At 37.4% G+C, this 18,361-nt stretch carries 18 protein-coding genes; 10 read left to right on the top strand and 8 right to left on the bottom strand.

The genetic code is table 11. From position 1 onward, the window contains the following. Window positions 1-135 precede the first annotated feature (135 nt). The 7 genes from R3333_RS04735 to R3333_RS04705 all read right to left on the bottom strand — a co-directional run bounded on the left by R3333_RS04735 (window position 136) and on the right by R3333_RS04705 (window position 7,083). Window positions 136-675 carry an OmpH family outer membrane protein gene (locus R3333_RS04735; protein WP_318957584.1) on the bottom strand — a complete coding sequence of 180 codons (540 nt, stop codon included), beginning with the start codon at window positions 673-675 and terminating at the stop codon, window positions 136-138. 17 nt (window positions 676-692) lie between these two features. Beyond that, entirely contained in the window at window positions 693-1,211 is a 519-nt protein-coding gene (locus tag R3333_RS04730) for an OmpH family outer membrane protein (RefSeq protein WP_318957582.1), read from the bottom strand. A gap of 52 nt (window positions 1,212-1,263) precedes the next feature. After that, window positions 1,264-3,789, bottom strand: a complete 2,526-nt coding sequence (gene bamA, locus R3333_RS04725; RefSeq protein WP_318957580.1) for an outer membrane protein assembly factor BamA — start codon at window positions 3,787-3,789, stop codon at window positions 1,264-1,266. A 4-nt stretch (window positions 3,790-3,793) separates the two neighbouring features. Next, window positions 3,794-4,540, bottom strand: a complete 747-nt coding sequence (locus R3333_RS04720; protein WP_318957579.1) for an isoprenyl transferase — start codon at window positions 4,538-4,540, stop codon at window positions 3,794-3,796. Window positions 4,541-4,692: 152 nt separating this feature from the next. Continuing rightward, window positions 4,693-4,983: a hypothetical protein gene (locus R3333_RS04715; RefSeq protein WP_318957578.1), complete on the bottom strand. Its 291-nt coding sequence runs from the start codon at window positions 4,981-4,983 to the stop codon at window positions 4,693-4,695. A 56-nt stretch (window positions 4,984-5,039) separates the two neighbouring features. Beyond that, window positions 5,040-6,542: a F0F1 ATP synthase subunit beta gene (gene atpD, locus R3333_RS04710; RefSeq protein WP_318957576.1), complete on the bottom strand. Its 1,503-nt coding sequence runs from the start codon at window positions 6,540-6,542 to the stop codon at window positions 5,040-5,042. Window positions 6,543-6,711: 169 nt separating this feature from the next. Beyond that, window positions 6,712-7,083, bottom strand: coding sequence for a hypothetical protein (locus tag R3333_RS04705; RefSeq protein ID WP_318957574.1), 372 nt, complete (start codon window positions 7,081-7,083; stop codon window positions 6,712-6,714). 99 nt (window positions 7,084-7,182) lie between these two features. On the opposite strand from R3333_RS04705, the gene R3333_RS04700 reads away from it, so the two are divergent. From R3333_RS04700 to R3333_RS04665, 8 genes are read left to right on the top strand one after another with little or no spacing between them, the layout of a single operon-like run. After that, window positions 7,183-8,205, top strand: a complete 1,023-nt coding sequence (locus R3333_RS04700; protein WP_318957572.1) for a MoxR family ATPase — start codon at window positions 7,183-7,185, stop codon at window positions 8,203-8,205. Beyond that, window positions 8,205-9,077, top strand: a complete 873-nt coding sequence (locus tag R3333_RS04695) for a DUF58 domain-containing protein (protein ID WP_318957571.1) — start codon at window positions 8,205-8,207, stop codon at window positions 9,075-9,077. The genes R3333_RS04700 and R3333_RS04695 overlap by 1 nt, the downstream gene beginning before the upstream one ends. Next, window positions 9,074-10,045: a hypothetical protein gene (locus R3333_RS04690; protein ID WP_318957570.1), complete on the top strand. Its 972-nt coding sequence runs from the start codon at window positions 9,074-9,076 to the stop codon at window positions 10,043-10,045. Before R3333_RS04695 ends, R3333_RS04690 begins: the two co-directional genes overlap by 4 nt. Window position 10,046: 1 nt before the next feature. Continuing rightward, window positions 10,047-11,054, top strand: coding sequence for a VWA domain-containing protein (locus tag R3333_RS04685; RefSeq protein ID WP_318957569.1), 1,008 nt, complete (start codon window positions 10,047-10,049; stop codon window positions 11,052-11,054). After that, a complete protein-coding gene (locus R3333_RS04680) occupies window positions 11,038-12,195 on the top strand; it encodes a VWA domain-containing protein (RefSeq protein ID WP_318957567.1) in 1,158 nt (385 codons plus the stop codon). Before R3333_RS04685 ends, R3333_RS04680 begins: the two co-directional genes overlap by 17 nt. Window position 12,196: 1 nt before the next feature. Continuing rightward, on the top strand, window positions 12,197-12,946 hold the full coding sequence (locus R3333_RS04675; protein WP_318957566.1) for a tetratricopeptide repeat protein: 750 nt from the start codon (window positions 12,197-12,199) through the stop codon (window positions 12,944-12,946). Further along, a complete protein-coding gene (locus R3333_RS04670; RefSeq protein WP_318957564.1) occupies window positions 12,940-14,649 on the top strand; it encodes a BatD family protein in 1,710 nt (569 codons plus the stop codon). The genes R3333_RS04675 and R3333_RS04670 overlap by 7 nt, the downstream gene beginning before the upstream one ends. Next, complete coding sequence (locus R3333_RS04665; RefSeq protein WP_318957563.1) at window positions 14,649-15,371, top strand: tetratricopeptide repeat protein; 723 nt, start codon at window positions 14,649-14,651, stop codon at window positions 15,369-15,371. Before R3333_RS04670 ends, R3333_RS04665 begins: the two co-directional genes overlap by 1 nt. A gap of 4 nt (window positions 15,372-15,375) precedes the next feature. Here the strand turns inward: R3333_RS04665 and mnmD are convergent, their stop codons facing one another. After that, the gene (mnmD, locus tag R3333_RS04660; RefSeq protein ID WP_318957561.1) at window positions 15,376-16,044 is read right to left on the bottom strand and encodes a tRNA (5-methylaminomethyl-2-thiouridine)(34)-methyltransferase MnmD; all 669 of its coding nucleotides are present in this window, start codon (window positions 16,042-16,044) and stop codon (window positions 15,376-15,378) included. A gap of 212 nt (window positions 16,045-16,256) precedes the next feature. On the opposite strand from mnmD, the gene R3333_RS04655 reads away from it, so the two are divergent. Together R3333_RS04655 and R3333_RS04650 are read left to right on the top strand one after the other, a co-directional pair. After that, on the top strand, window positions 16,257-17,378 hold the full coding sequence (locus tag R3333_RS04655) for an alpha/beta fold hydrolase (protein ID WP_318957560.1): 1,122 nt from the start codon (window positions 16,257-16,259) through the stop codon (window positions 17,376-17,378). Between the two features lie 275 nt (window positions 17,379-17,653). Then, window positions 17,654-18,361: DEAD/DEAH box helicase (locus R3333_RS04650; protein WP_318957559.1), on the top strand; the 708-nt coding region annotated here is incomplete at its 3' end.

Raw genomic sequence — 18,361 nt, 5'->3', positions numbered from 1 at the left:
GCTTTCTGAACTCTTTAAGTACAGTTAAACCGCCGTACCCAGAATCAAAAACACCTATATATCCTTTCTGATTTTTTTGCATAAAAAAAGTCGAGCAATAATTTACTCGACTCAAAGTTATTTAAAAATTCTTTCTTATTGTCCAACTGGAGCTGGCGAAGTAGCTGGAGGAGTTTCCTGAACATCCAACTTCAATACTTCTGCAATCACTAAATCAGTAATATCTCTTCCTCCTGCAAATAATACAGAGTTTTCATCTAGAACGTAATCAATCTTGTTCGCTTTTGCTACATTCTCAATTGCTTCGTTCATTAATTCGTTTAATGGTGCCATCGCTTGCTTGTAGTAATTTTGCAATTCAGCATCGTAATTCTGACTCTTCTTATCTAAAGCTGCACTCATATCTTGAATTCTTTTCTCCTCACGCTGACGTAAAACTGGAGAAAGCGTAGACCCTTCTACTTGGTATTTTTGATACGCCTCTTGTAATTTCAATTGATCTTCTTCTAATTCTTTCGCGTAGCTTTCTCTTAAATCTTGAATATCCTTTTGTGCCTGAATTGCAGAAGGCATTGTATCAAATACAGCTGCATAATCACAATGTGCAATACTCTGCGCTGAAACAAAACCTGTAAACAACAATACTGCAAACGCTACTAATAATCTTTTCATCATTTTCATTCTTATTTATTCTATTTAATACTAACACCTAATTCCCTTAGAACCCTTTTACTTAAATCGTATTTTGGGTCTGCAAATATAAGGTTTGATTGATTTGCTTTATCAAATACAAACGCATATTTACCCTTGCTAGCAACTTTTTCCAATGCCTCAAACACTTTATCCTGAATGGGCTGTATCAATTCTTTTCTTTTGGCGAACAAGTCTCCATTTACTCCAAAACGCAATTGCTGCAATTCCAAAGTCTCGTTTTCCAATGTTTCAATTTCTAATTTACGAGCTTCTCTTTCTTCATCGGGAAGCACAGCCTCCACTCTATCGAATTCATCTTTTTTCTTTTTGATAACTACGTATCTATCCTGAATTTCTTTTTGCCAACGCTTCGCAAACTTATCCAACTTCTCTTTGGCCTCAACATACTCTGGCATATTTTCCAAGATAAAGTCTGAATCGATATACCCGTACTTCTGACCATAAGAAGCAAAGGCCGTGCCAATAACCATTAAAAGTGATAAAGCTAAAGTTCTCATAATTTTCTATTTGACAGTCGAACGACGAAAATAATATTTTTATTGTGATGCATTAAAGATCTCCGATGTTAGTTCCAATCGTGAATTGGAAAACACCAGGAATTTGACCATTTGCTCTTAAAGCATCATTTCCATCTCTATACCCTACACTGTGTGGATCTAAAGGATCTAATCCCCATCCATAGTTAAATCCTAGCATACCAATCATTGGTATATTTACCTTCAGACCAACACCTACAGAACGTTTCACATTGAAAGGATTAAATTTATCCAAAGCTGTGTATGTATTTCCTGCTTCAGCAAAACCATACAACCAGAACGTTGCTGATGGATTTAATGAAATCGGATACCTTAATTCAACGGAGTATTTAGCAATCATTGGATCGGCAACTGTAGAACTCACAATTGTACTTGTTGTTCCATACCCTCTTAATGAAATAATCTCCGTACCATTCACCTGAGCATTCACTCCTCCGGTTAAACCACTTCCTCCTAAACTAAATCTATCGAAAGGCGAAAGTCCTTTACTCTGATTGTATGCTCCCATAAATCCAATACCGAATCTTGGTGCTAATACTAATTTCTTATCAGAAGTTAATGGCAAGTACCATTCTCCCGTCATTTTAAATTTGTAGAATTCATTGAATCTAACCAAATCTTGCTGAGAGTAATTTGAGTAGTCATCCACACCATCAAACATTGAGTAAGGAAGAGATGCCTTCGCTGTGAACGTTAATCTCGAACCAGATCTAGGGTAAATAGGTGCATCGATTGAGTTTCTAGATAACACGTATTGTCCATAAATATTATTTGAATAACCATTACTAAAGGCCAAACTTGTATAATTCCTTACATCAAAATACTTATATCCCACTTCATAATAAGCAGTAAAGTAATCATCCGGAATTTTCTTTCTTCTTTGCAAACCGACACCTACACCTGTAATGGAAATACCACTGTAGTTTTCATCTGTTCTCAACAAGTTACCACTAGCAGAAATAGAGTTATTGTTCATCCAAAAACTCAAAGCGTTTGGTTTCTTACCTCCCAACCATGGTTCCGTAAATGAAAAACTGTAAGCTTGGTAGAACATACCATTTGTTTGTGCTCTCAAAGAAAGACGCTGACCATCTCCCGTTGGCAATGGAGACCAAGCCGATTTATCAAAAAAGTTTTGTACTGAAAAATTGTTAAACGACAATCCGGCTGTAAGGATCAAAGTATTTGCACCATACCCCCCAGATAATTCAATCTGATCAGAAGACTTTTCATTAACAACCACTTCTATATCCACTGTTCCATCTTGGGGATTTGGAATCGGAATAAAGTCCATTTGCTCAGGATCAAAATACCCCAATTGAGATAATTCTCTTTGGCTACGAATAATATCGTTTCTATTAAACAAATCACCCGGCTTCATTCTCAACTCACGACGAATAACGTGTTCGTTGGTTTTGTAATTCCCTTTAACAACAATATCACCAATAGTAGCTTCTTTCCCCTCAATTATTCTCAATTCATAATTGATGTGATTATCCACCACACCTTTTTCAATAGGTACAATCTGAAAGAACAAGTGTCCTCTATCCATGTAGAGTGAAGTAATATCTCTCGACTCCATACTTTGGAATAAACGTTGCTCTAACAAAGTTTTGTTGTAGACATCACCATACTTGATACCTAAAACCGTATCCAGATAACCTGTTCTGTACTTAGAGTTCCCTACCCAAGTAATGTTTCCGAAGTAGTATTTTTCTCCTTCGTCAATTTTTATATCTATACCGATGTGTTTATCATCAATAACGTAAACACTATCACTTACAATTTCTGCATCACGTAAGCCCTCTTCTTGCAATTTATTCGTAATCGCCAACTTATCTCTTTTATAAGCGACTTTCATAAATTTAGAACGTTTGAAGAATCTCCAAAAAGCCTTTTGCTTTGTATCCTTCATCGCTCTTCTTAGCTTCGCTTCTTTGACCGTTTCTAAACCTGAAATGTTTAGTTCACCAATCTTCATCTTCTCACCCTTGTTTACATTGATGATAAAGATTTCTGAATTGGTCATTAAAGTATCCGCTTTGCGGACGATGTTTGCTTCCACTAAGTAATATCCCTTGTCTTTAAAGAAGTGTTCTACTTTATTTTCAGTTTGAAAGATTAGGTTTTCGGTAATATTCTTACCCGAGAAAAGACCTATCTCTTCTCTAATTTTATCTGCTTCCTTTTTAGTTACACCCGTAAATTTAAAGCGAGATAGTTTAGCACGTGGTTGTAACACAATGCTTAAATAAATCACATCTCCAATTACTTTTTCCTTTACAATTTCAACATTTGAAAAGAGTCCTTCATTCCAAAGTTTTTTGATTGCATTACTGATATCATCACCTGGAATAGTAATCTTGTCTCCCTGACGTAAACCAGCGATTAATTTGATGGCTGTATGATCAAAGTTGTCTGCGCCAAGCACAGTAACCGGACCAATTTCGTATTCTTTTGGGTTTTTATAGTTAATATCTTGCCCGATTGATGTGAATACTACCGCTAAGGTAAAAAGGAGTGTGACTAGTTTATGCATATAATTACTCTGGTCTTAATTGTTCAGATACTTTTCCGAACCTTCTTTCTCTTGATTGATAATTTATAACGGCTTCAAACAGATTTTCTTGTTTAAAGTCAGGCCATAATGTGTCGATAAAATACAATTCAGAATAAGCAATTTGCCATAATAGGAAGTTGCTTATTCTGTATTCTCCAGAAGTTCTAATTAACAATTCAGGATCTGGAATATTTTGAGTAGACAAAGCACCTGAGATAACTTTCTCATTGATCGCATCAACTTCTAAATCTCCCGACTTAACTTGATTTGCGATTTTTTTAGTGGCCTCTATCATTTCCCACCTTGCACTATAATTAATAGCCAAGACAAGAACTACTCCTGTGTTATCTTTTAATCTTTCTCGTGCCGCAGACAAACTATCTTTACAATCCGAAGGCAAACCTTCTTCATCTCCAATAATCTCTAGTTTCACATTTTTCTCGTCCAATACATCAACCTCATTGGCAATGGTTTGAACCATAAGATTCATCAAACCGTCTACCTCCTCTTTGGGACGGTTCCAGTTTTCAGTAGAAAAGGTATAAAGCGTCAAATACTTCACTCCTAATTCGTCTGCACCGTTAACAGCTTCTCTTACTGCACCCACACCAGAATTATGTCCATACAAACGCATCTCGCCCTGTTGTTTGGCCCATCGCCCATTACCATCCATGATAATAGCAATATGTTCTGGTACTCTCGTTTTGTCTATTTGGTTTATTAAATCCATTGGGTACAAATAATTTCATTTGCCTGAAGGGGCTAATTTAGTATATCTCTTGTAGAATAGAACAATAAATTAGATCAAGCTTAACTTTGTTTAACAAAAAAGAGGGATTTGGCGAACCAGACCCCTCATTTATTGAGTTTCTTGTGTATCAATTACTCGGCTAGGATGATGATTTTATCATTCATCATTTCCATCACTCCTCCTTTAATTTTAACTCGGATAACTTTATCGTGCGATGTATCGCGTTCGATCTCTCCAGTTAAATCATTAAACTCTACATCACTGTTTGCTAAATCTACTTTCACAGATCCTTCAGCAAGTGCAGAAATGATTGGGGCGTGACCTCCTAATACTTGAAAAAGTCCGTCTACTCCAGGCATTTGAACGGCGTCCACTTCTCCTGTGAAGATTTTCTTTTCCGGTGTAATTATATCTAAGTGCATAGCAACTAGAATTTATATTAAAAAGGGAGATTGCTCTCCCTCTTATTTCTTATTAATTAAGCTTCAGCAAGCATTTTCTCTCCTGCAGCTCTTACCTCTTCGATATCTCCTTTCAAGTTGAAAGCAGCCTCTGGGTACTGGTCCATCTCACCATCTAAGATCATGTTAAATCCTTTGATAGTTTCATTGATGTCTACCAACACACCTTTCAATCCTGTAAACTGCTCAGCTACGTGGAAAGGTTGAGATAAGAAACGTTGAACTCTACGTGCTCTGTGTACGATTAATTTATCTTCTTCAGACAATTCATCCATACCTAAGATCGCGATAATATCTTGAAGCTCTTTGTAACGTTGTAATGTTTGCTGTACTCTTTGTGCACAAGCGTAGTGCTCTTCACCTACGATTGTTGGCGTAAGAATTCTTGAAGAAGACTCTAATGGATCTACCGCTGGGTAAATACCTAACTCAGCAATCTTACGAGACAATACTGTTGTTGCATCCAAGTGAGCGAAAGTGTTCGCTGGTGCAGGGTCAGTAAGGTCATCCGCAGGTACGTAAACCGCCTGTACAGATGTAATAGAACCATTTTTTGTAGAAGTAATACGCTCCTGCATAGCTCCCATCTCAGTTGCCAATGTTGGTTGGTAACCTACCGCTGATGGCATACGTCCTAATAAGGCTGACACCTCAGAACCTGCTTGCGTGAAACGGAAAATGTTATCAACGAAGAATAAGATATCCTTACCTGCTTCATCTCCATCACCATCACGGAAGTACTCAGCTAATGTCAATCCCGACAATGCAACACGAGCACGTGCTCCTGGAGGCTCATTCATCTGACCGAATACGAAAGCAGCTTTTGAATCTTTCATCTCTTCTCTGTCGATAAGAGATAAATCCCATCCACCTTCTTCCATAGACTTCATGAATCCTTCACCATACTTGATAATTCCAGACTCTAACATCTCACGTAATAAGTCGTTACCTTCTCTGGTACGCTCACCTACTCCAGCAAATACAGATAAACCTGAGTATGCTTTCGCGATGTTATTAATCAACTCCTGGATCAATACAGTTTTACCTACTCCGGCACCACCGAATAAACCAATCTTACCTCCTTTTGCATACGGCTCGATCAAGTCGATTACTTTAATCCCTGTAAAAAGAACCTCAGTAGCTGTAGATAACTGATCGAAAGCTGGAGCTTCACGGTGGATAGACATACCATTTGATTTGTCTAAATCACCAATCCCATCGATTGAATCACCTACTACGTTAAATAAACGTCCTTTTACTCCGTCACCAGTAGGCATTTTAATTGGGCTACCTGTAGCCACAACTTCCATACCTCTAGTAAATCCGTCAGACGAATCCATCGCAATAGTACGAACTGAGTTCTCACCTACGTGTGATTGAACCTCTAAGATTACTTTTGTTCCGTTTGCTTTTGGCACCTCAAGTGCGTCATAAATATTCGGAAGCTCTACTCCCTTCTCGAAGCTTACATCTACTACAGGTCCAATTACCTGTGATACTCTACCTTTGATATTCGACATTACAGTGTCTTTTAAGTACATTGAATTTTCAGGGCGCAAAGATATATGAATTATTTGGTTAGATAAAATTTGTTGAAAAAAAAGTTCACTTTTTCACAATCAAGCAGCATAGAGAACTCAAAAACACTGTTTTTCAAGCTTTAAATTCAGGTTCAGGGTTATCAACAAATCATTTTACATATTCTTGTTTACGCACCAAAATATAACTCTCTTGATCCACTTTTAAATATCCTCTATCATAACAAAAGAAATAGACAGCTCCTTTCTTGGTTGTATACGTGTTGGTGTAATAATGAAAATTGAAACCCCGCTCGGCCAACATCATTAAACTCACTGTTATTTTACCCCCAGGGTTTAACTCATCCAATATCCTTCTATTCTTTCTTAAAATGGCATTGATATGGCGAACGTGTTTGTTTACCGCGCCGTTCTTTTTATTATTGTAGGCATTTCTACAATAGTCAGAACAAAACTTTTGATCCTTACGACCATTTAAGGTCTGGCTGCACTCCTTACATGTGCGCGTTGTAGTGGTTGTCATGGTGGTTGATTTTGTTTCACACAAGTTAACAAATATTAACAGCAAAAGCAAAAACACTCCAAAGGCAATCTACATTTTTGTAATTAAAGACGAAAGAAGATGGAAGATAGTACCAGCACAACTTTATCACCGGCGGAAAGCATACGCCAATTGACAGAGAAAATAAAACAAGAGATTGTTTATACCAACCTTTTGAAAGATGAAATCTCTAAAGTTATTGTTGGACAAAGCAACATGGTTGAAAAACTATTGGTTGCTTTACTGGCAGACGGTCACATTCTCCTAGAGGGTGTACCAGGATTGGCGAAAACACTTGCCATCAAAACACTGTCTGACGCTATTGCAGCTCAATTCAGCAGAATTCAGTTTACTCCCGATTTATTACCCGCCGATGTTACAGGAACCATGATCTACAATCAAAAAGATCAGCAATTCTCTGTTAATAAAGGCCCCATATTCGCTAATTTTATATTAGCAGATGAAATCAATAGGGCTCCGGCAAAGGTTCAATCTGCCCTTTTGGAAGCCATGCAAGAAAAGCAAGTAACGATAGGTGATGAAACCTTTCAACTACCTTCTCCTTTCTTAGTAATGGCGACACAAAACCCGGTAGAACAAGAAGGGACCTACCCTTTACCCGAGGCACAGGTAGACCGTTTCATGCTAAAAGTCTTTTTAGATTACCCTAAGAAAGAAGAAGAAAAACTCATCATACGTTCCAACATTCGCAAAGAAGGTTTGAGTAAAATAGACCGTGTATTAAAACCTGAGGACATTATTCGTTTGCGCGAATTGGTCAAAGATGTGTACTTGGATGAAAAAATAGAGAACTACATTGTAGACATTGTATTTGCTACAAGAAACCCGGGAGATTACGACTTGAGTAATTTAGCTCCACTCATTAGTTTCGGTGGTTCGCCAAGAGCGAGTATTAACTTAGCAAGAGCAGCTAAAGCTTATGCCTTTTTAAACGGAAGAGCCTATGTGATTCCTGAGGATATTAGAGCCATAGCTCCTGATGTTTTACAACACCGTATAGGTTTAACGTACGAGGCCGAAGCTGAAGAAATTGGACCAAGAGACATTGTTGAAAAAATCTTAAATCGCATAGACGTACCTTAATGGATACGAAAGAACTTCTTAAAAAAGTAAAAACCATAGAGCTTAAAACGCGTGGTTTAACCAAACAGGTCTTTTCGGGAGAATATCATTCTGCCTTTAAGGGACGTGGTATGGCGTTTTCTGAGGTAAGAGATTACCATTATGGCGATGATGTAAGAAGTTTAGATTGGAATGTAACAGCCCGTTTTAATTCTCCCTTTATTAAAGTTTTTGAGGAAGAGCGCGAGCTAAATATCATGCTACTCATCGATATTTCAGAATCCAATAATTTTGGACAAAAAGAGCGTACGAAAAAGGAGCTCATGTTAGAGATTGTTGCCGTTTTGGCTTTCTCTGCAGTAGCCAATAACGACAAGGTAGGTGCTATTTTCATTAGTGATGAAGTAGAAAAATTTATTCCTCCCAAAAAAGGAAAGGCCCATTGTATGATGATCTTGCGACACATGATAGATTATCAACCGAAAAGCAAAGGAACTAACCTCAATGAGGGATTAAAATACTTCCGCAATGTGATTAAAAAAAGAAGTATAGCTTTCGTTATTAGTGACTTCATTGATTATTCGGCATACGTAGATGGTCTTAAAATCGCCAACAAAAAACATGATGTTGTAGCCCTTAAAACTGAAGATCCTTTGGAAAGGGAATTACCGAAAGTAGGTATCACAAAATTGTATGATGCTGAAACCGGAAAACACAAATGGGTGAATACCTTCTCCTTTTCCGCTCAAGAGAAATACAAGCAAGCCTATATCAGAAGAAGCAAACAGTTTGAAGAAGCAATGCGTAAAGCAAGAATTGATCATGCAACGATTTCTACAGACTCTCATTATCTAGAAGCATTAATTGCCCTTTTTCAAAGACGTGCAAAATGAGATATTTCATCTACATATCATTTTTAATAATTTGTTCTGTGCAACTACATGCACAACAAACGCATTTGTCAGTAGATAAGTCCAAGGTTGAAATTGGTGAGCCTTTTGTGCTAACCTTAAGTTTCACAAGTAACCTTCCTATTGATAGTCTTAATTATGATGCAGCTAAAAACATTTTAATTGGAAAAATAACACAAGCCAACGGTGTAAGTGTAAATAATAAAAATTACGAATTAGAAATAAGCACACCTTTCTCTGACACCACTTATCAAGAGAAAAACTCGTATCACTGGATGGGTAAATATGAACTCATCGCTTGGGATTCTGCCTATGTCATCATCAGTGATCAATACCTGAGGTTTCAGGATAGCACTTTTTATTTCAATCCTGTCATTGTAGAAGTAAACAGTCCTATTGCTGATGGAACAAAAGATATTTACGACATCAAAGAGTTATCTACGCAACTAGAAGAAGCAAAGCCATCTTGGTTAATCTTCATTATTAAGCACTGGTGGTGGATTACCTTTATTTTAGTTCTTCTAGTTGTACTGATCATTTTACAATTAAGAAAATCGCCCGTTGACCCTAAAATGGAACGTGTCATTACACGATTGAGTCCAAAAGAAAGTGCTTTAAAGGCCATAAAAGAATTAGAAGAAAGTCAACTTTACGAAAAAGACCTTAAAGAATATTATTATCAACTCTCCATTATTGTACGAGCATTTTTAAGTAGGCATTATAATTCCAACTTCATGGATAAAACAACCCATGAAAGTAAAATGGATTTGATACACCGAGACTTGTCGGATGATACAATTTCTACTATCATCACGCTTTTGTCTCAATCTGATATGGTAAAATTTGCCCAATCAAAACCATCCTTGGAAGACATACTCCGCACGGGTAATAAAGCCAAGCAAATTGTTTCTGAAATAGCAGATGTTGAATTAAAAATCGAAGATCAATAACATGTTTGCTTGGATACATATCGACTTTTGGAATTACACTTTCCTTTCGCCTAATTGGCTGTGGCTATTACTTATTGTCCCCATCTATTTTGTGTGGTTGGTAGTTAACAGCAAGAAAGAAAAAGGTGATTTTAAAACGAGTTTAGACATTCATCAAATTGAAAAGTTGGATGGATTTGCTCCTCAACTTTTGCATTGGGCGGTACATATCACATTCTTACTCGGTGTAGCTGCTTTCATCATTGCCTTAGCGCAACCCCTTGGAGCTCCAAAAAACCAAGAAGATGAGTTTTCAGAGGGTATAGATATTATCTTAGCTATGGACATCTCCGGTAGTATGATGCAAACTGACTTCCTCCCCAACCGTCTTGAGGCTGCAAAATCAGTGGCTAAAGATTTTATTGACGGTAGAAAAAACGACAGGATAGGGTTGGTGGCATACGAAGGAGAAGCCTACACTGCTTGTCCTGCTACACGAAACCATTCTTTTTTAAAAAAATGCATCGACAAACTTCAGTCTGGCTACTTAATTAATGGAACAGCGATAGGAACTGGTTTAGGAACAGCTGTCACCCGTTTGAGAAGTGATAGTTTGGAATCGAAAGTAATTATTCTACTTACAGACGGTGCTTCCAACCGAGGAGAACTATCTCCATTAGAAGCTGCAGAACTAGCCAAGCAAAAGGACATCACCGTTTACACCATAGGTGTGGGCGGAGATCAAAACATTGGAGGTTTCTTTAGTAGTCAGCTTTTCTCAAGTGATATAGATGAAAAGACGCTCGAAAAAATTGCCGATATCACAGGTGGAAAATATTTTAGAGCAAAGGATAAAAATTCTTTGATAGAAATCTACGACAAAATAGAGAAAATGGAAACGCGCAAGTTGATAGACAACTACATTCAACAAGAACCGCCAACTGTTCCACTTCCCTTTATTTTAACAGGTTTATTTTTAATTACCCTTGCATGGGTTGTACGCAAATTTTTCTTTGAAGCCATTGGATAAGCAACGTTTAACATATAAACTTCAACTGATTTTTCTTCCTTTAATTGGGTTCGAACTCCTATTTTGGGGATTAGCCTTTTGGGTGGTGGAAAACTTTGGTGGGTTCACCTCTTTTAGCGGAAGCGAGAGTTTGGTGTTTAAGACGCCTAACTATGGATACTTCTTCTTTGGGCTACCTATCTTCTACGCTTTCGTTTGGTTTATTTTAAGAAGGTCTAACAAAATTAGAACGCGAATGGGCATCCGAAATAACGGACAGTTCCCTCCCATTTCCATCACATATACCCTCCTTAAACTTTTCTTGCTAAGGTCTGCCTTGGTATTTGGAGTTATAGCCGCCATGCAACCCTCTTTTGGAACGCAGAAGGCTAAACTTAGGGTGAATGACTCAGAAATTGTATTTGCCGTAGATATCTCCAACTCCATGAACACCGAAGACATGAGCGGGGGCGAATCACGTTTAACTGCTGCTAAAAACGCCATTACTCAATACATTAACATGTCCGGCAGCAATAAAGTTGGAATGGTAATATTTGCAGGAAGCGCTTATCCTCAACTCCCCTTAACGGCAGATATAGGAGCTGCTAAAATGTACACAGAGGAATTGTATTCAGACCTGATTTCCAACCAGGGAACAAACATTGGATTAGCATTGGATTTAAGCAAAGATTTCTTCAGCGAAAAGAAGGAAACCAAAAAGATCATTGTTCTTATCACTGATGGAGAAGACCACGAAGGTGGAATAGATAATACTTTAAAAGAATTAGACCGAAGAGGAATTGAATTACAAATTTTAGGATTAGGATCTAGCTCGGGTGGACTCATACCCATTCCGGGTACTAGAACTCGACAATATTTTAAAGATCAATATGGAAAAAGTGTCGTTTCTAAGCTCGACAAAAACATGATTCAAGATCTTTCTGATCGCGCAGACGGTAAATTTGTGCTCTCAGATGACGAATTCCCAAATATACATTCACTTTTAGCAGATTTTAACACCAACGAACCAACGAATACCGTAGAATTGGAGTTAGAAATTAAGAAGAATCATTATCAGTTTTTTATGTTTGTAGCTGTTGTTATGATTCTACTCTTTTTAGGAATACAAGAACTTGAAAAACAACAATTAAAGCGTGGTTAATTTGAAATTTATAGCAGTCTTTACTTTTCTCCTGTTGTCGTGTACCGTTAACGCGCAACAATGGCGTGAAGAATTTAGAGAAGGCAATAGATTATACGAAGAAGGTAAATATCAAGAAGCTTACAACCACTTTATTACTGCGCAGCAACAAGCACCGGAAAACATCGATATTTCCAGAGAGATTTCTCGCGCTGCCTACAGAAAAGGTGAATTCAAAGAAGCCGCTGAGAACTTTTACAATCAATTGCAAGATGCAAAATCTCAAGAGGAAAAAGCAGCCCTTTACCACAACATGGGGAATTGCAACATGAAGGATAAAAACTATGCGGAAGCCATAGAGAATTACAAAAATGCTTTACGCATGAATCCTTCAGCTAAAGAAACGCGTTACAACCTTGCAGAGGCCAAAAGAAGGTTGAAAAAGCAAGAGGAAGAACAACAGAAGAACCAAAAACAACAAGATCAGCAAAACCAGCAAGATCAAAATAAAAATCAGCAACAACAGAATCAACAAAATCAAAACCAGCAAAATAAAGAGGGTCAACCCAAACAGGGTGACGGTCAATCTCAAAAGAGTCAAAACAATTCCTCTTCTAATTCATCACCTCAACAAAGTGATAAGCTTTCGAGTAAAAAAACGGAACGACTTTTAGATGAATTGATGAAACAAGAAATGAATACCAAACGTAAACTACGTGGCATGGGTTCAGGGGGAAAACAAGAAAAAGTAAAATCTGGTAAACGATGGTAAAGCACATCCTTACATATAGTTTATTGTTCATCGCTAGTTTCACCCTAGCGCAATCTGCCTATGTAAAGATTAAAACATCAGCGCTAAAGGTAGAAGAAAATGAACCCTTCCGCGTTGCCATAGAAAGCAATGCTGGAAATGATTTTGAATATGATTTCCCTGATGAACTATTAGATGCAGGAGGCACTTCAACTTCCCAACAATCCTATGTAGACATGAATACGCGTCAAGCCGTTATGATCTATATGAAAACTTCCACTTACGTAGTGAAGGAAAAAGGGAAATACAAAATTGGACCGGTAAAAATTCAAACTAAAAATGGAGAAATTAGTTCTAACACCATCATAATAGAAGTTGTAGAACCTGTGAATTTGACAAGTGAGAATCCAGGGGATAACATGGATCAGAATTTCTTTGGTATCATACAACAATCTGCTAAAGAACTATATGAAGGTCAACCTTTGATTTTATCTTCTAAACTCTATGCCCAACAGGAACTTTTCACCTTACTTGATTACCAAAGCTTTGTTTTTGAAGGTGCAGCGGAAGAACATTATTTACAAGCACCAGGTAGTTTTCAACGTTCTGATGAAATTGTAAACAATAAGAAAATAGAGGTTATTTCTGGTGGAAAAGTATTGTTGTTTCCAGAGCAGTCAGGACTATACGATTTAGAGCCGTTTAGAATCGCTTTCAATTACAGGTTAAACAACAGTAATCGTCCACAACGTAGCATCATTACCTCTAACCGCTCTGAAGTGCTTATTAAACCATTGCCAGATGGTGCTCCATCGAGCTTTATCGGTGCTGTAGGTAACTATAAAGTAAACTGTAAAACAGAAGGTAAAAGCTTTAAAGTTGGCGATGTTTTTGAATACCGTGTACGTATATCTGGAGCAGGTAATTTACACAATATAGAAACCCCAAAATTAGAATTACCGAAAGGGTTAACATTATACGGAGATCCTGAAATTCACGATTCAATTTTCTTCAATACACGCGGGGCTGAGGGAAGTAAAACCTTTGTTTATAACCTTCAAGTGTTGCAAGGAAAGAGTTTTAAATTACCCGGTGTTAAAATTGCTTATTTCGACCCTGAAACAGAGAAATACATTGAGGTAGAGGGTGACAAAGTAAAAATTAGAGCAAAAGGGGAAAGCATAGCCCTACCAGAAAGCAAGAAGAAAAAAGAAGAAAAGGCTGAAGAACCTTTACGCACAATTTTAGTAGATGTTAGAAGTGATGAAAAGGAGAATGACTTCTATAATTCTGGATTATTTTGGACAGGTGTAGGTACCCCAATTTCTTTAGCTTTTGTATTTGGGTTCTTTGTAAAATACAGAAATGAAAACGAAGAAAGCATTGCGCTTAACCAGAAAAAGAAACAAGCCAAAAAATTAGCCGTTGATGAATTGAGCAAAGCTAAAGCTGCTTTAGCGGCGAACAATCAAGAAGAATTCTACGTTGAGATAGCTCACGCACTCAAACTCTTTATTGCCAACAAACGCAATATAGACACTGCGCAAGTTACGCGTAGTTATATAGACACACTCAACTGTACTGCGGAACAAAAACAAAGTATCATATCTATTTTCAACCAGTGTGACGAGGCGAAATACAGCTTGTTACTAGAGCGAGAAAATCAAGAAATGTTGTTAGAAAATACCGCGCAAATTGTTAACGAATTAAACGAAATACTCTAATGCGTCAACTCCTCCTTGCTTCTTTCATCATTTTAGCTGGTCTTGTACATGCGAACTTTGAACAGGGAGTAGCTTATTATCAAGATAAAGCTTACAAAAAGGCCATCAATGCCTTCGAAAAAGATTGGGACAGTACGCAAAACAGCGCAAACCTATACAACATCGCTTTGTGTGAGCTTATGCTTGAGCATCCTGAAAAAGCGCTTTATTTCTTTGAAAAAACGTTGAAGTACGAGCCCAATAATACAGATGCTATTTACAATGCTTCTCACCTCTTTTCGGAAATGAACGAAGGAAGTTACTGGCAACACCCTTATTCGTGGATTGGGCGTTTTGTATTTAAATTTTCTTCGAACACTTGGAGTTACTTAAGTATCTTCTTCGCCTTGCTTTTAGGTCTGAGTATCTTCTTCAGCCTACAGCCACAAAAAGGAACGCGTAAAAAAATAGGTCAATTCGGTATTGTTATCACCTTCTTATTCCTTGTGGTTTCTACCATGGCAGCAAAGTACAGTCATGCACATTTCGTAGCCACAGAATTTGCTTTTTCACCGCATACAGACATTGCCACTTACATTTCACCGGGTAAAAACCCAACAGAAGTAAAACTCGAGCAGAACCAACGCTACAAAGTAAAAGCACAGCACGAGAACTTTCTCCAAATTCAATTAAAGACAGGAGAAAAAGTATGGGTGGCTCAAAAAGATGTATTGAGTTACTAAAAGCTTAAGGCTTTACAGCTCTTGTCATTTCACGTTTTCCCGGAGGACCTGGCAATGCTTCAATGATAAAACCTGCTGCCTTCATATTGCGTTTTACTTGACCTTTTGCACAATAAGTCACCAGTACTCCACCATTAGTCATTCCTTTGAACAACTTTTCAAAAACTTCAACACTCCACATCTCTTCCTGAACTCTCGGACCAAAAGCGTCAAAGTAAACGAGATCTATACTTTCCGCTTCCGGCATATAAGCTTCTAACTTCTGTTCAATTTTGTGTAAAGAAAAATGAGGATTAAGTTTTGTCAAGGTATCCCATGGTGCCGTATGGATTTGGCTATATTCCGTTTTGAGTTTTTCCAAGGCTGGTAGAGAAACATAGTCCATCGCTTCAAGCTCTTCATTGCTTACAGGATAAGCTTCTAAACCGTGGTATTCTACTTTTAAATCATATTCACGTGCGTAATCCAGCGTAATTAAAGCATTGAGCCCCGTACCAAAACCAATTTCCAATATGCGTAGCTTTTTAGCTTCATTTTTAAAGGCTAAACCATGGTGAATAAATACATGCAGGGCTTCCTGCAAGGCTCCATGGTGCGAGTGGTAATTTTCATTTAACTCAGGCAAGTGAATGGTTTTAGAACCATCTCCAGTAACTATGATCTCACGTTTCATGAACGCAAAAATAGGGAATTAAACAGTTGTAAGTGTGAGCCAAGAAATGGAATAGTTATTAAAGGAGCATACTCTTGCTAACAAAATCATCCCGACAAACCTCAAAGTTGAAATAAACTCACCTCCCAAACACCTACTTCCCATTGTCATCTCAACTTTTCAATTCACTACAAATTCGCTAAATTAGGTCTAACTCTTAATAAAACTTCATTATGAAACTGCCCATAGGTTATCATAAGTTCCATAAAAACAAATTCTTGAACTATCAGTTGAATAGATGGTACTCACTTGGGTATTCAAGATTAGAAGACATACAATATATTGGTTCAAGAATCAGAACCTTTGAAGATTATGTTGAAGAATTTCAAAAGGCCTATAAAGTGGCTGTTCAAGAGCATCGTTTAAAGAACGCGGCTACGTATTTAAGGGCTAGTGAATTTTTGATTGCACCCTCTGATAAAAGAAAAATTCCGACGTATGTAAAATTTGTCGAAACCTTTGATGAGGCATTTTCCGACCAAAATTTTGAAAGACATAAAGTCCCCTACAAAGACAGTTTTTTATCTACCATAAAAATCCCATCAAAATCAAAAACAGTAAAAGGGACCATAATAGGGATACCCGGTTTCGATGCTTTTATCGAAGAATTTTATTGTATTTGGGATTATTTCTCAGAAAACGGTTACGACGTTATTGCTTTTGAAGGACCTGGTCAAGGAGGAAGTAGAAGATTATACCACCAGTACTTTGATCATGACTATGAAAAACCTACCAAAGTAGTATTAGATTATTTTCAGCTGGATGAAGTTACTGCTTTAGGGTTGTCAATGGGAGGTTATTGGATTCTGAGAGCCGCTGCCTTTGAAAAGCGTATAAAAAGAGTAATTGCCATGCCTCCGGTTTACGATTGGCTTGAAATGACGAATTCAATCAACCAAAACTTAGCGAAATGGTTCCTAACAAAAAGAAAGCTGACGAACTTTTTTGTTCGTTTAAAAATGAATGTTGGTACACTTAAACACACCGTAAATAATGCATTATTCATTCAGAACAAGACCGAACCTTATGATGCAGTTACATGGATGATGGAGATGAATAAAGAACATATTCATAGTCATTTAATTGATCAGGATGTATTATTACTTACGGGTGAAAATGATGCTTTTCAACCCCTTAAATTATTGCATGAACAAAAAAATGCACTAACCAATGCTCGTTCAATTTCAGAACGAATATTCACTAAGTCCGAACAAGCAGATCAACACTGTCAAATAGGAAATTTGGGGATTGCCTTGGAAGAAATGAAAAATTGGATAAAAGAAAAAAGTACCTGATTCAGTAATCTTCACATGACTCACCATCCTTGATTAAAACAATTGATAAAAGAGAATTTGACGTTAAAACCATACATACTTGGGTTTTACAACACTTAAGTAGCACCGAAAACTAAAGAGATGATAATAAATGAGTGATTACGCCCAGAAGAAATCAATTAAAATGATTCTTAAAATTAGACCGTTTATTTTCACTTCAAAATACATTAAGCTAGATTAACAATCAGTTTCAGACTTTTTCACACTACCTTCGTACTACTTTATAATTCAGAAATATGACATTCTCTTCTTTAGGGCTTCCAAAATATTTACGTGCAGCATTGACTCAACTCAATTTCACAAAGCCCTACCCTATACAATCCAAAGCTATTCCTGCAATATTAGATGGCAAGGATATTTTAGGTATTGCAAAAACGGGTTCTGGGAAAACTGCTAGTTACGTGATTCCTACCCTTATTAAGCAAGAAGATGTTGTAGTGCCATCCGTTAGACATGCAAAAGTGTTGGTATTAGTACCCACTAGAGAGCTTGCCATTCAGGTAGCTGATGTTTATAAAGCTTTCACCGCTGCACTCCCCTTCCCCTGTAAAACTATGGCAGTTTATGGAGGTGCTTCGGTAAATGTTCAAATGAAAAACCTCCACAACATTAGTGTATTGGTTGCAACTCCAGGTAGACTACTTGATTTATTGGACGCAAACGCAGTTCATCTTTCAGCTGTTAATACACTTGTATTAGATGAAGCGGATAAAATGTTAAACCTCGGTTTTAAAGATGAAATGGACAAAATCCTTCAATTATTACCGAAAAAACGACAAAACCTTCTGTTTTCAGCCACATTGAGCCCAAGTATTGAAAGTATACAGCGCGTTTTATTGCAAGACCCTTTGGTAATTAAAATCGAGGAAGAAGAAAACAATATTGAACTGATTAATCAACGAGCGTACGCACTAGAACCCGAACAAAAAGGTCCTTTACTACGC

It is taken from the genome of Lishizhenia sp., assembly GCF_033720595.1.
Lineage (GTDB): Bacteria > Bacteroidota > Bacteroidia > Flavobacteriales_D > Crocinitomicaceae > Lishizhenia.
This window is presented reverse-complemented; position numbering and strand designations above follow the sequence as displayed.